The following is a 12,890-nucleotide window of genomic DNA, read 5'->3' as shown; positions in this document are numbered from 1 at the left end:
GCGCGTGCCTCGGTGGGGCGGCCGAGCCGGACGATTGTGTTAACGAATCGGTGACACGCCGATCCAAAGGGGCACGCCGCTCCGAATGCGGAGCATGCCCAACTCGAATACGCGCACTCTGCACGAACTGCCGCCGGCCGTCGCGGCGGTCGTCCGCGAAGTGGTGGCAACCGGCGCGGACGCCGTCGTCACCGACGGCGACACCGAGATCGCGGTGATCATGACGATGGCCGACTACGAACGGCTGCACCAGTACGCGGATCTGGCGGACGCGTCGCGACCGGACTACGCGGGCGAGGTGCAGGCGATGTCCATCTCGCAGATGCTCGACGTGCTCGGCGTCGATCCGACGGTGGTCCGGACGGTCCGCGGCCGGGCTTAAGCTCGCAGCGTGGCGAAGGCCGACCAGAGCAGCGGCGAGTGCTCGATCGCGCCGTCGCTGCGCCAGCGGTTCAATTGCGCGCGTTGCCATTCGGCGAGCGCGGTGACCGGGTCGTCGGCTTCGTGCGCCGCGTCGATCGCGCAGATCGCCTGCTGGAGCGGATGGGCGTCCGGCGGGGCGCCGGCGAGCCGGTGGAAGGCGAGGTCGGTGGGCAGCGGCCAGCGGCTCGCCGTCACCAGCTCGGCGCCGCCGTTGATCATGGCCGCGGTCAGGCCGAGCGCCTCGGTGAAACGCATGTCGCCGCCGCTCTCGCAGGCGATCAGGGCGACCCGGCTGGGGATGGGCCAAAGGTCTTGGCCGCTCTCGGGTTCCGTGGTCAGCGTGTGGGTGCCGAGCAGAAAGTCCTTGGCGGACAACGGCCGATGGGTGCGATCGGTTGCGGCGAAGCCGAGTGTGTCCGCGGTGCAGGACAGATGGAGTTGTGCGGCTTCGCTCTGGCCCGACTCGGGCGGTGCGGCGGTGACGTGGCCGACGTAGACGAGCCTGCTCGGCCCGGCGCGCAGGATCGCGCCGAGCCAGGTGCGATCGAGGTCGGTGCGGCGGAAGATCTCGGTCGGCGCATCGACTGCGGGCAGCAGGCGACCCTGCGCCGCGTAGTCGGCGATACGCCGGGTCAGTGGGGCGTCCTCGGGCATCCGGCCGAGCACCGAGCCGAGGATCGAGTCCGCGCGGAAGCCGGGAACGCGCGGATCGAGCACGGCGACAACGGGTTCGCGCCGTGACCGAGCCCAGCTGCGTGCGGTGCGGCCCGGCGCCTGCACGATACCGGCCGGCGCCAGCAGGCTGATATCGGCGATGTCGATCAGGCGCAGCTCGGGCGCCGGTGCGAGCAGCTCCCACGGCACCTGCGCCACTCGCGGCGACGGTTGCAGGCGGATATGCGGTCGAATGTCCTGCCGATACAGCTCGTACAGCTGGGCGGCGAGTCCTTGGGGCAGCAATGCACGGGAAAGCGCCTGGGCGACCAGGTATTCGGTATCGAGTGCGGCGAACGGGCCGGCCGTCATGGCGTGTTCCAGCCCGCCGGGTTGTTCCGGGTGCGGGAGCGCGTCGGTCAGTCGTCGGACCGCGTCGCGCACCGCATCGCCGGGCAGCATGGCCGCGCCGCGCGCCGCGGTGCCGTCGGGCCAGCGCCAGGACATGTACACGTCGCCCGCGTCCGCCATGCGCACCAGGACCGTCGGCTGTGGCGTCATACGGTGAGCACCTTGCTGTCTCGGATCGGCCGGCCGTATCGCTGCTCGGCGGCGGTGATGTAGGGGTCCAACGCGATCCGGCCCTCCGCCGCCAGCGCCAAACGTGGCGGCGGCGATACCGGGAGTCCTGCCTCGGCCGCCACCTCGGCGAGCGCGGCACCGAGCTGTAGTGCGTCGACGCCGGGATGTGCCGCCGACTCGGCGGGCAATTCGAACAATTCCAGTGGCAATCGCACGGCGGCGGTCGTTTCGGCTCGGCCGAGGTTCAAGGTGGTTCCCGCGCACTGGGTTTCGATCAAGTCCGCGAGCAGTAAACCGTTGCCGGAAAGGTAAGCGAAGCGGAACGCCAAGCGCATGGCTGGATCGGCGATCTGCCGGTTCCACTGGTCTCGCTGATTGCCGTTGGGCAGGGTGTAGCGCACCGCATCGATGGCCAGTGCCGCCGGGACGGCCACGCCTACAGCCTGTGCAAGCAGCTCTGCTGAGGGCGACTCCGCTGCGGCCACCGCGCCTTCCAGCAACGTCGCGTGCCAGTAGTCGAGTTGGGCGCAGTGCAGTCCGAGGCCGCGTTCGGCGTAGGCGCTGAAGGCTTGCGCGAGCAGTGCCTCGCACTCCGCGACCCGGCCGTTCTTGAACGCCACGGTTGCCAACCGCATTCGCAGATCCGCGGCGTCCAGGACCGCGCCGGACTCGGCGAAGTAGGCCAGACTGCGCTCGTAAAGGTCCTGTGCCTGGGCGAGATCCGCGCGGCCCTCGGCGAGGAAGGCCAGGGTCTTGAGCCCGATACCCGCCCGGTGGCCCAGCCCCGCCTGCTCGAAATACCGCTGACTGGCCCGCAACGGCGGCTCGGCCTCGTCCAGGCGCTCCAGCCGGACCAGCATGGTGGCGAGATTCTGCTGAGTCTCGGCGACGGCATTGCGGTCGCCGGCCGCATCGAACGCGGCGAGCGCTTGCCGGGCGAAATCGATGGCCAGCTCGCGCCGCCCGGTCTCGAAATAGGTGGCGGCCAGGTTCATCAGCGGATGCCCGGCCAGCTGCGGGGCGAATCGTTGTGCCGCGTCCAGTGATTCGCGGGCCAGCTCGGCGGCGTAGGCCCAGTGCTGTCGATGCAGCGCGACGGCGGTCAGCGACAGCAGACAGGCGACCCGGAGCACACCTTGATCAGGATCGGTGCTCGCCGCCAACAGCGTGCGCGCCTGCTCCAAAGCCTCCTGCGCGGCGTCGAGTTCGCCGAGATGCTGTAGCGCCTGCGACATATTGACCAGCGCATTGGGCCGCAACCGCGGAGCGTCCGCCGGCATGGCCGCCAACGCCGCCCGATAAAGCCGCAACGCCGTCGCATGCTCCCCGAGTTCGTCGGCCATACTCGCCGCGTTGACCATCGCCCCGATCCGCACATCCCCGGTCGTGGTCCGCGCGGCATCCTCGAAAATACGCAGCGCCCCGGCCGTATCACCGCGGGTGTAAGCTTCCGCCCCCGCCGCCAGCAGTGCGCGCCCGTCATCCGGTGTCTCGGCCATGTCAGAAGTCCGAATCCGAAGCGGCGGCGGCGGTTTCGGCCGCCAGGGGTGCGGCGTCCGGGTCGGTCGCGCGCAGCAGGCGCGCTGCGGCGAAATCCCTGATGCGGCGGCGCATCTCCGCATCGCCCGACCCGCCGCTCGGTTCACTTCCACCTTGCCGGGCGTTGCTCGAGGCGGTCCCGCCGGACTCGCTGCCGCTTGGTCCGGGGTTACCCTGTGCAGTGCCGCTCGACCCACTGTCCGGCTCGGCGCCGCCCGAGCCATAGTCGACATCGCCTACGCCCGGTATTGAAACCACCACGCGCACAGCCGGATCCGCGATATCGGGCGCGGCTACCTCGGCGGTCCACTGGTCACCGTGCAGCGCCAAGGCTGTTTCGACGGTTCCGGTGCAGGTGTGGATCGCGGCGTGGGGGTGTAGGTGTTCGGGGACTTCGGCGGGCAGGCCGGGGGCGGCGACGGCGCGCACCGCGACGGTGGTGCGGCCGCCCTCGCGCCGGACTTCCCAGGAGATCGCGCGTTCGGAGGCGTCGAGCAGGCCGGGTGGGCAGCAGCGCCAATCCCAGCCGGTGCTGCCTCGGGCGAGGACCAACGCGCCGCTCGGCGCGGCAGCGGGTCCGGCGGCCAGCGCGTAGTCCTCGGCGCGCCCGGCGTACACCGGCAAGTCCACTTCCTCGACTACCTGGTCGGCCCCGTCGACGAGCATCTCGCATTCCGCGCTGAGCACGGCGATCTCGTCGAGCAGCAGCCGCTCGTCCAGCGGCGCGATCCCGTCGAGCACGGACGCGGGCCACCAGCGGGCCGCCCAGTGCGCGTAGCCGAGCCGCCACGCACTCAGCACCAGCTCCGGCAATTCGGGGGCGGCGGGCAGTTCGACGTCGTCGCCCGCTTCGACGGCGAGCGCGACCTGTTCGCCGAACACCGCCCACACCCACTCCTGCGCGAGGTCGGCACGATCGAGCACCGCGGCGGGCAGCGACCCGCCGTCGAGCAGGCTCCACGTCAGATGCCCGCCCAGCACCTCGAGCACGGTCACGTCCAGCCGCGCCGCCGCGTCGAGGACGGTCGGCGCGCCGGCGGGGGCGATCACCACGAGCCCGTCGTCGGCTCGGTGGATGTGCACCGCATCGTTCATCAGCTCGCCCTCGATTCGGTCGAATCCGGCTCGGCCGCCATGACACTCAACGCCTGTTTGACCCTGGTGCGGTGATCGAGGATGACCGAACGAGCGACACCGTCGAGCAGATCCCACAGTTCGTCCGGGTCGTAGACCGCGAACTCCCGGACATCCCGGCCGTGCAGCCGCACCCACAGCCGCCGCAGGTACGGCCGCCACGGAGTGGACAACTCCGCGGCGATGGCGGCGAGCGGCCCGGCGGGCGGCGGTGTGGCGGCGCTACGGACCACCAGCCGCCGAGCTTGCAGCACATACGCTTCCCGCCGCCACCGGCTGTTGATCACGCGGTGCGCCGCGGTTGCCGGACCGCGGGCCTCCTGCCCGCCGATCGGCGCGAGACCGTGTGCCAGCGTGACACCGATGGTCGCCGCCACCCGCAGTGTTTCGTCCAAAAACGCCCAGGGTGCACAACTCCGGGCGATCTCGGTGCGCACCAGCTCGGGAATCGGTGGTAGATCGGCGCGTTCGGTCGAGGCCTGTAGCGCGGTGAACACGCGCTCGTAGACGGTGCGGTCGAACGGCAAGCCGAGGGTGGCCGTCGAGGCCGAGACGCCGACCTCGGGCGGGCGCGGCACGGGATGCATCGTGAGCCCGAGTTCGCCTGCGGAGCACGCGGATTCGTCCTGCCACAGCCGTATCCCGGCGTGGGTGCCCGCGTGTGCGGCGACCAGCCGATCCAGCGCCCCCTGACCGTTGTCTCGACGCTGCCCCTGTCGCGCGGCGGCGCACGCATCGAGCAGCTCGATGATCGCGGCCGTGTGGTCACCGCCCGCCGGACCGCTCAACGGCCTGCGCCGCCAAGCGATTTCGATCAACCCGGCGAGTTCGGCCGTGCGTTGCGCGACATACTCTTTGAGCGCCTGGGTGGTCCGGCCTGCCGCGAGATCGTGCACGTCGCGCAGTGTCGCCTCGGCGACCGCGCGGTCGCGTACCGCGTCCGGCGGGCCCGCCGTCGTCGCGAGTTCGAAGCAGCGCTGGAAGTACAGGTCCTGCGGGTTCCCCTCGGTGATCCGCAGGGCTCGGCGCACCTGCTTGAGCAGCGTGAACCAGGACGCGGTCGCGCGCAGCACGTCCGCCGCGGCGTGCACACGGGTGGCGAGCAGCACCGCACCGTCGGCGCTGAGGACCGGCCCGGCGCAGAGCGGATGCTGCACGGGCCGGATCACCAGCGGATCGAGCACGAGTTTCACCGTGCGGCGCAACGGCCCGCCGTGCGGACCGCTGAGCGGTTCCACTCCGTCGAGCTTGCGCCACACCTCGTCGAGCACCATGGCGCGCGGTCGTCGCATTCGACCAGGTTAACGGACATTTGTCGGATTCGGACCGGCGCAAACCTGGGATCGGTAGGGCGCGAACCGTTCCTACCTTTCTCGTATCGGCCCAGCCACACCGGGCCGGCCGAACTCCAGGAAGGCACCGAGCCCTCCACAGACAGTCAGGAAGCATCATGAACACCAAGTCCGTCACCGCCGTCCTCGTCACCGCCGCCGCCGCTACCGCGCTGTTCGTCACCGGATGCAGCGACGACGCGAGCAGCAGCCCGGCCAAGTCCTCGGCCGCCGCGACGCCGTCCGCGCAGGGCAACCCGGGGCCGGCGGGCAAGTCGACCGCCTCGGTCGACGGCAAGGCCCTCACCGCGACGTTCACCACCACCTGTGCGAAGCAGGCGGGCACGCTGGCGCTCGCGCTGACCGACACCGCCAACGCCACCTACGGCACCCTGTCGGTGAGTGCCACCATCACCGGCACCGACACGGTCCAGGCGGTGGGTTTCGCGGGCACCAAGGGCGGCGAGTCGGGCCAGCCCTACGCGATCGGCTTCGGCAACGGCATGCCGGGCGGCTCGGCCACCCTCACCAAGGACGGCAACACCTACAAGATCTCCGGCGAGGGCGTCGGCGCCCCCGACCTGACCAACCCGCTGGCCGGCCCGAAGACCTCGAAATTCGACGTCACCTTCGCCTGCTCGGACATCGTCGGCGGCTGATCGCCTTCGGCACCAACTCTTTCCGCCCCACCCCGTCGTCGCGACCACGATCGTGACGACGGGGTGGGCTCGAATCCATCAGGAGCATCATGAAATACCTGCGCTGGGGCGCCGTCGCGGTCGGGGCGCTCGCCATCGGCTACTACGTCTTGCACGGCCTCACCTACGCCCGCACCGATGTCTACGAACCGGCCGGAATGGGTTGGCTCGGTTGGCAGATGGTGCTGCCCATCCTCGCGCTCACCCTCGTCCCGACCGTGTTCGCGTTCACCGGCGAGGGCATCGCCGCCGCGTTCACCGGCCGTAACAGTGCGGCGTTCCGCGACGGTCTGCTGGGCCTCGGCACCATCAGGTCGGTCGGCCAGACGGGGATAACCGTCAACGATCAACCACAGGTGCGGATCGAGTTCGCCGTCGAGGGCGCCGATGGGAAGAACTTCGTCGCGGCTGCGAAAATGATTGTGCCGCTGACCGAATTGGCTCTGTTGCAGCCCGGGGTGGTGCTGCCGGTGCGCTACCTGCCGGACCGCACCGACAAGGTCGAGGTGGATCTTTCCGGTGATACCGCCCAGGCGCAGCAGGCCATGAACGAGTCGATGATCCGCAAGGGCATCACCACGCGGCACAAGCTCGACATCGCCGAGCGGGGCATCGCGACCCAGGCGGTGGTGCGCTCGCTCTCGGTGACCGGCGAGATCCGCGACGGCCACTCGAAGATCGCCCTCGGGCTGGTCGTGACCAGGCCGGACGGGTCGACCTTCAGCACGCTGGTGGAGAAGTTCCTGGCCCCGAGCAGTGTCGGCCAGGTGCAGGTCGGTCGCATCCTGCGGGTGCACTATCTGCCGGAAGCCGAGCACGAGGTCGTCATCGCGCTCGCCGTCAATGCCTGAACCCCGGCGAATGCCGCGCTGCTCCGAATCATGCGGAGGGCGCGGCATTTGTTCGTGCCGAGTGGCAGCTGGGCAAACTGAGGGTTACCTAATTGGTCAGCTGTTCACCTTTTGTCCGTTTCTGGATTGTCCGGATCGTTTAGCGTGCCGTTCGTGAAGTTGCAGCCCCTCGCCTTGTTCGTGAAACACGACGGCCAGTCCTCGCGCGCCGCGGTCACGTGTGAATACAAATGCGCGAACGCGTGTTTCCACGAGGTCCCCAACACCTCGGCGGGCGCCTACTTCGGCGACATCGTCAGCTCGCTGAACCGCCGCGGCCTGATCAAGGGCGGCGCGGCGGCCGTGCTCGCCGTCGGCGCCGGCAGTGTGCTCGCGGCCTGCGGCGACGATGTCGAGCAGACGGGGTCGATCAGCCCGTCGCCCAGCGGCCCGCCCGGGACCGGCACCGACTTCGCCGCGGTCGCGCCGAACAAGGAAGACGCGCTGGTGATCCCGGAGGGCTATGAACAGGGCGTCGTGATCCGCTGGGGCGACCCGCTTTTCGCGGACGCACCCGCGTTCGATTTCGACAAGCAGACCGCGGCCGCACAGGCCGAGCAATTCGGTTACAACAACGATTTCGCCGCGCTCTTGCCGATCGAGGGGCAGGCGAATGCCTTCCTGCTCGTGGTGAATCACGAATACACCACCGGCCCGCACATGTTCCGCGGGTACAACAAGGACGCACCGACCGATGAGCAGATCGCGATCACCCAGGCCGCACACGGCCTGACCGTGGTCGAGGTGCGCGGCGAAGCGGGCACGGGCAAGCTGACGCCCGCCTTCGGCAAGTACAACCGCAGGATCACCGCGACCACCGAGTTCAAGCTCACCGGCCCGGCCGCGGGCAGCGATCTGGTCAAGACCTCCGCCGACCCGACCGGCACCAAGGTGCTCGGCACCTTCGCCAACTGCGCGGGCGGCGTGACCCCGTGGGGCACAGTCCTTTCCGGCGAAGAGAACTTCAACGGCTACTTCGCCAACGGCGACAAGCTCACCGAGCCTGCCGCGGCCGCGCGCGCCAAGCGGTACGGCTTCGCCGCGGGCAAGACGCCCAACCAGTGGGAGCGTGCCGACAAGCGGTTCGACCTGGCCCAGGAGCCCAACGAGGCCAACCGATTCGGCTACGTGGTGGAGGTGGATCCGTGGGATCCCACCTCCACGCCGATCAAGCACACCGCGATGGGACGGCTCAAGCACGAGGGCGCAACCATCTACGTCACCGCGAAGGGTGAGGTCGTTTCCTACACCGGCGACGACGAAAAGTTCGACTACATGTACAAATTCGTGTCGTCGCGGAAGGTGGAGCCGGGTGCGGGCGCGTCGAGCATGCGGCACAACCTGACCATCCTGGACGCGGGCACGCTCTACGTCGCCAAGCTCACCGGCGACCATCCGGACAAGGTCGACGGCACCGGTGCGCAGCCCTCCGACCAGGGTTTCACCGGTACCGGCCAATGGATTCCACTGCTGGAGACCGGCGCGGACGGCAAGGGCAAGTCGCTGGTCGACGGCATGAGCGCGGAAGAGGTCGCGGTGTTCACCCGGCTGGCCGCGGACAAAGTCGGCGCCACCAAGATGGACCGTCCCGAGGATTTCGAGGCCAACCCGTACACCGGCAAGGTCTATGTCGCGTTGACCAACAACGACAATCGCGGGGCCGCCGGCAAACAGGGCCCGGACGAGGCGAATCCGCGCAACCTGAACAAGAACGGTCAGATCCTGGAGATCGACGACGAGCACGCGGGCACGAAGTTCACCTGGTCGCTGCTGCTGGTCTGCGGTGACCCGAACGCCGCGGACACCTACTTCGCCGGGTACGACAAATCGAAGGTCAGCCCGATCTCCTGCCCGGACAACCTGGCCTTCGACCCGTACGGCAACCTGTGGATCTCCACCGACGGCAACGCGCTGAAGTCGAACGACGGCCTGTTCTCCGTCGTCCTCGACGGCGCGAATCGCGGTGCCACCAAACAATTCCTGACGGTGCCGCGAGGCGCGGAGACCTGCGGCCCGGTGGTCACCGAGTCTCGCGTGCTGGTGTGCGTGCAGCATCCCGGCGAGTCCGACGACGCCACCCCCGAGAACCCGCTGTCGCATTGGCCCGACGGCGGCACCGCGCAACCGCGTCCTTCGGTTGCCGCGGTGTGGAAGAAGAACGGCGGCCGGATCGGCGCCTAGCGTCTTCGGTGCACCGCCCTGCGAAACCGCCACTGTATCCCTGCAGGAGTGGCGGTTTCGTGGTTTCCGGGTGCGCTACATGTTGGCGAAGCGGGCGAAATCGCCCTGCGCGCCGCTGTAGCGGTTCAGGTCGGTGTTGCCCGCGATGCCGTCGATCCGGCCGCTGTCGGTGGTCTGCCAGAAGGTCCAGTGCGGCCAGCCGCCCGGCACCTCGGGATCGTCGTTGTCCCGGTAGTCGGCGATCCACAGCGGATACCGGGTGAACTCGTCGGTATCGGCCATCGCCGTCCGCCAGAAGTGTGGATAGGTGTAGACGATCGGGACGCGTCCGGTGAGGGCCTGCACCGTGCCGAGATACCGCCGCGTCCAATCGATCAGCGCGGCGGGCGGCAGTCCGCCGGTGGTCTCCAGATCGAGCACCGGCGGCAGGTCCAGTGCGCCGTTCTGCCCGAGTACCACGGTCGCGTACAGCGCGGCCTGCGGCTCGGGCGGCAGGTTCGGCCGGGCGTAATGGTAGGTCCCGCGAGCCACCCCGGCCGCCCGCATCAGCAGGCTGTCCGGAACGAAATACGGGTTGATGTAGCTCAGGCCCTCGGTGGCCTTCACCATGGCGAAGTCGTGGCCGGAACGCTTGACCGCGAACCAGTCGATCAGCCGTCCGTCGATGTGCTGCCAGGACGAGACGTCCGGACCGGTCGGCGTGGCCACCGCGGTGCCGGGCAGGGTTGCGGTGAGGATGCCGGTGAGCGCGAGCAGGGTCAGCGCCGAACCGCGGCGACGGATGGTCGAGCTCCAACGAGGGATGTCCATGGCGTTCGACGATAGCTATTTGATCTTCCTGTGACCAGTGTTGCGTAAGAGGCAGTTGCGGAACATTTACCCAACGGCATGCGAACTCGGTGGTTCAGCCCAGCCAATCCAGCACCGACGCGGCGGTCCACGACTGCTGCATGCTGCCGAGCGGTTCGCCGGTGAATGGTTCGTAGTACTCGGCGAAGCTGCCGTCGCTGGCCTGGCGCAGGCCCTCGGCCCGCAGCATGAACGAGCGTTCGGCCCAGCCGCGCCGGGCGAACACCCAGGAGAACAGCCAGCTCATCACCGGCCACACCGGCCCGCGCCAATACTCGCGGGACCGGAACTCCCGCGACACCGGCGAGGTCGAGGGCGGCAGCGCGTAGCGCAGATCGGGATGCCCGCAGAAGCGCGGACCCTCGAACGTGCGCAGCAGTGCCCGCTCGGTATCGCGCGCCAGGCCGCCGCACAGCAGCGGCGCGAACATCGCCAACGTCTCGGTGCTGATCCAGCGCTGCAGGCGCACATCGAAATCCCGGGCCGCGCCGGTGCGCGGATCCGTCGTCGCGACGACGCCCGCCCGGAAACGATCTGCCCACGCGTACAGCTCGCGCACGTCGGCGTGCGGCTGCTTGTACTCCTCGCCGATATTCGCGAGCACCTCGCACGCCAGCGCGAAGATCCCGGTGACGAACACGTCCTCGACGGCGAAACTCATCGTCGAGGAGAGCTGGTAATCGTCGTAGCCCGCCCGCCGCATCTGCTCGACCAGCCAGAGATAGCGGTCGTACTCGCGATCGCTCGGGCGCTGGGTGGGATCGGCGACCACCGCGGTGTCCTCGCGCCGGTAGGGCGGCAGATCCTCGGGAACCACGTTGGCGTAGGCCCGATCCCAGCGCGGCGAATTGTCCATGCCGGATTCCCAGCCGTGATACAGCGTGATCCGGCCGGTCTCCTTGGGGTCGCGGGCGTGCGCCAGCCAGCGATGCCAGCGCACCAGGTCGGGCCAGCGCCGGTGCAGGAAGTCCTCCGCGACCGCGCGGGTGCTGCGGCCGTGCCTGCGCGAGTGATCGAGGATGCGCTGCACCGCGATGGCATGCACCGGCGGCTGGGTGATCCCGGAGGTGTCCGGCCCGTCGGGCGCGTTCGCGGCCAGCCTGCGGCACTCCCACCGCGAGGGACCCGGAAAATAGCCGTCGACGCCGTTGGCGAACACGATGTGCGGGATCATGCCGTTCTTCCACTGCGCCGAGAGCAGCGTGTCGAGCTCGATCACGGCCCGCTCCACGCTCAGCGGGGCCAAGCCGACCGCGACGAACGCGGCGTCCCAGCTCCACATGTGCGGATACAGCCGCGGCGCCGCGCTGGTCATCGTGCCCAGGTCGTTGCCGCGCAGCAGGTACGCGGCGCGAGCCGCGAGCTGCGTGGGCGTGAACCCCGGGTGTGCCATCCCCCTATTCTGCGGTGCCACCCGCAAGTACGCCCGTTCTGTGATGTCCGACTCGGCCTCGTCCCACCTGGTGGCGGGGGGCTCGTGCGCGGCGGTTGTCACTCTCGAATGCCCCGTCCGTATTTCACTGCTCGAGATGGTCGATCGATATATGCATGCATCGCTCTGTTTTCCTGGGCTATTACGGTGGGGCGCATGACCAATGCCGTGACCAGCTCCCCGAAGCCGACCGCGCTGATCACCGGTGCGAGCCGTGGGCTCGGCGCCGCGATCGCCCGAGAGCTCGCACCGACCCACGACCTGCTGCTCGGTGCCCGCTCGGCCGACGCGCTGCGCCCCGTGCTCGACGAGCTGCCCGGCGCGACCGCGTGGCCGGTCGAGCTGACCGACTACCCGGCGGTGGCCGCGGCGACCGCGCAGATCCCGCGCCTGGATGTGTTGGTGCACAACGCCGGTGTCGCGGATCTGAACAGCATCGCCGAGTCCACCGTAGAGCAGTGGCGACATACGTTGGAAGCCAACGTGATCGCCGTCGCCGAGCTGACCCGCCTGCTGCTGCCGGCGCTGCGGGTCGCGAACGGCCATGTGGTGCTGATCAATTCGGGTGCGGGCCTGCGCGCCAACGCGGGCTGGGCCTCCTACGCCGCGAGCAAGTTCGCGTTGCGCGCCTTCGGCGATGCGCTGCGGCTGGAGGAGCCGGCCCTGCGCGTCACGGCCATCCATCCCGGCCGGATCGACACCGACATGCAGCGCGAGATCATCGCCCACGAGGGGCGCGAATATCAGCCGGAACAGTTCCTGCGCGCGGAGACCGTAGCCGGCGCGGTCCGCACCGCCGTCGAAACCCCGCGCGACGCCCATCCCACCGAAATCGTGCTCCGCCCGATACCCGGCTAGCACCGGAAAAACTACGGCCCCTTCCCGTTCCGTCTACCGGAAAGGGAAGGGGCCGAACCAGTTCGCGCAGGAACCGGTCACCCGTGCCGTCGATCAGTCGGCGCCGTCGGTCCTGGTGTAGTAGACCGTGACCGACGGCCAGTCACCTTCGGCGGTCACCTCGTTGTGCAGCACCAGATCCTGCACGCTGACCGCGCCGAGTCCCTCCACCGTCGCGGCGATCCTGCGCAACAGCGCAGGCACGTCCCCCTGCCCAGCCCCCCGCGGATTCGCCTGCGAGAAATGCAGCGCACTGTATTCGGTCTTCGACATACCGATT

General features: G+C 69.3%; 12 protein-coding genes. 5 read left to right on the top strand and 7 right to left on the bottom strand.

Annotated features, from left to right (window positions below; translation table 11 throughout):
* Positions 1-94 precede the first annotated feature (94 nt).
* Positions 95-382: a hypothetical protein gene (locus TY25_RS21495; RefSeq protein WP_014989020.1), complete on the top strand. Its 288-nt coding sequence runs from the start codon at positions 95-97 to the stop codon at positions 380-382.
* Here the strand turns inward: TY25_RS21495 and TY25_RS21490 are convergent.
* From TY25_RS21490 to TY25_RS21475, 4 genes are read right to left on the bottom strand one after another with little or no spacing between them, the layout of a single operon-like run.
* Entirely contained in the window at positions 379-1,638 is a 1,260-nt protein-coding gene (locus TY25_RS21490; protein WP_042258728.1) for a CHAT domain-containing protein, read from the bottom strand. The two genes, TY25_RS21495 and TY25_RS21490, sit on opposite strands and share 4 nt — an antisense overlap.
* Positions 1,635-3,158, bottom strand: coding sequence for a tetratricopeptide repeat protein (locus TY25_RS21485; protein ID WP_042258726.1), 1,524 nt, complete (start codon positions 3,156-3,158; stop codon positions 1,635-1,637). Before TY25_RS21485 ends, TY25_RS21490 begins: the two co-directional genes overlap by 4 nt.
* 1 nt (position 3,159) lies before the next feature.
* Positions 3,160-4,293: a hypothetical protein gene (locus TY25_RS42795; RefSeq protein ID WP_042258725.1), complete on the bottom strand. Its 1,134-nt coding sequence runs from the start codon at positions 4,291-4,293 to the stop codon at positions 3,160-3,162.
* Positions 4,293-5,606 (bottom strand): hypothetical protein, encoded by a 1,314-nt coding sequence (locus TY25_RS21475; protein ID WP_042258724.1) that lies wholly within the window; start codon positions 5,604-5,606, stop codon positions 4,293-4,295. Before TY25_RS21475 ends, TY25_RS42795 begins: the two co-directional genes overlap by 1 nt.
* A gap of 176 nt (positions 5,607-5,782) precedes the next feature.
* Here TY25_RS21475 and TY25_RS21470 point away from each other — a divergent pair, with 176 nt between their 5' ends.
* The 3 genes from TY25_RS21470 (at position 5,783) to TY25_RS21460 (ending at position 9,432) form a co-directional block, all read left to right on the top strand.
* Positions 5,783-6,322 (top strand): lipoprotein LpqH, encoded by a 540-nt coding sequence (locus TY25_RS21470; RefSeq protein WP_042258722.1) that lies wholly within the window; start codon positions 5,783-5,785, stop codon positions 6,320-6,322.
* An 86-nt stretch (positions 6,323-6,408) separates the two neighbouring features.
* Positions 6,409-7,212 carry a hypothetical protein gene (locus TY25_RS21465; RefSeq protein ID WP_042258721.1) on the top strand — a complete coding sequence of 268 codons (804 nt, stop codon included), beginning with the start codon at positions 6,409-6,411 and terminating at the stop codon, positions 7,210-7,212.
* Between the two features lie 153 nt (positions 7,213-7,365).
* Entirely contained in the window at positions 7,366-9,432 is a 2,067-nt protein-coding gene (locus TY25_RS21460; RefSeq protein WP_042258834.1) for a PhoX family protein, read from the top strand.
* A gap of 75 nt (positions 9,433-9,507) precedes the next feature.
* Here the strand turns inward: TY25_RS21460 and TY25_RS21455 are convergent, their stop codons facing one another.
* Positions 9,508-10,242: a glycoside hydrolase family 25 protein gene (locus tag TY25_RS21455; protein WP_042258718.1), complete on the bottom strand. Its 735-nt coding sequence runs from the start codon at positions 10,240-10,242 to the stop codon at positions 9,508-9,510.
* A 94-nt stretch (positions 10,243-10,336) separates the two neighbouring features.
* Entirely contained in the window at positions 10,337-11,674 is a 1,338-nt protein-coding gene (gene ggh / locus TY25_RS21450) for a glucosylglycerate hydrolase (protein ID WP_042258716.1), read from the bottom strand.
* A gap of 195 nt (positions 11,675-11,869) precedes the next feature.
* On the opposite strand from ggh, the gene TY25_RS21445 reads away from it, so the two are divergent.
* A complete protein-coding gene (locus TY25_RS21445; protein WP_042258714.1) occupies positions 11,870-12,571 on the top strand; it encodes an SDR family oxidoreductase in 702 nt (233 codons plus the stop codon).
* A gap of 93 nt (positions 12,572-12,664) precedes the next feature.
* Here the strand turns inward: TY25_RS21445 and TY25_RS21440 are convergent, their stop codons facing one another.
* Positions 12,665-12,883 carry a hypothetical protein gene (locus TY25_RS21440; protein WP_042258713.1) on the bottom strand — a complete coding sequence of 73 codons (219 nt, stop codon included), beginning with the start codon at positions 12,881-12,883 and terminating at the stop codon, positions 12,665-12,667.
* Positions 12,884-12,890: the final 7 nt, after the last annotated feature.

The sequence above is a fragment of the Nocardia brasiliensis NBRC 14402 genome (assembly GCF_000308475.2).
Lineage (GTDB): Bacteria > Actinomycetota > Actinomycetes > Mycobacteriales > Mycobacteriaceae > Nocardia > Nocardia brasiliensis.
The sequence above is the reverse complement of the archived record's forward strand: the minus strand, read 5'-3'. Positions and strand labels throughout refer to the sequence as shown.

Bases quoted from the DNA above. Each gene is read 5' to 3' on its own strand.
- TY25_RS21495 (WP_014989020.1), top strand. From the start codon at position 95: ATGCCCAACTCGAATACGCGCACTCTGCACGAACTGCCGCCGGCCGTC.
- TY25_RS21490 (WP_042258728.1), bottom strand. From the start codon at position 1,638: ATGACGCCACAGCCGACGGTCCTGGTGCGCATGGCGGACGCGGGCGAC.
- TY25_RS21485 (WP_042258726.1), bottom strand. From the start codon at position 3,158: ATGGCCGAGACACCGGATGACGGGCGCGCACTGCTGGCGGCGGGGGCG.
- TY25_RS42795 (WP_042258725.1), bottom strand. From the start codon at position 4,293: ATGAACGATGCGGTGCACATCCACCGAGCCGACGACGGGCTCGTGGTG.
- TY25_RS21475 (WP_042258724.1), bottom strand. From the start codon at position 5,606: ATGGTGCTCGACGAGGTGTGGCGCAAGCTCGACGGAGTGGAACCGCTC.
- TY25_RS21470 (WP_042258722.1), top strand. From the start codon at position 5,783: ATGAACACCAAGTCCGTCACCGCCGTCCTCGTCACCGCCGCCGCCGCT.
- TY25_RS21455 (WP_042258718.1), bottom strand. From the start codon at position 10,242: ATGGACATCCCTCGTTGGAGCTCGACCATCCGTCGCCGCGGTTCGGCG.
- ggh (WP_042258716.1), bottom strand. From the start codon at position 11,674: ATGGCACACCCGGGGTTCACGCCCACGCAGCTCGCGGCTCGCGCCGCG.
- TY25_RS21445 (WP_042258714.1), top strand. From the start codon at position 11,870: ATGACCAATGCCGTGACCAGCTCCCCGAAGCCGACCGCGCTGATCACC.
- TY25_RS21440 (WP_042258713.1), bottom strand. From the start codon at position 12,883: ATGTCGAAGACCGAATACAGTGCGCTGCATTTCTCGCAGGCGAATCCG.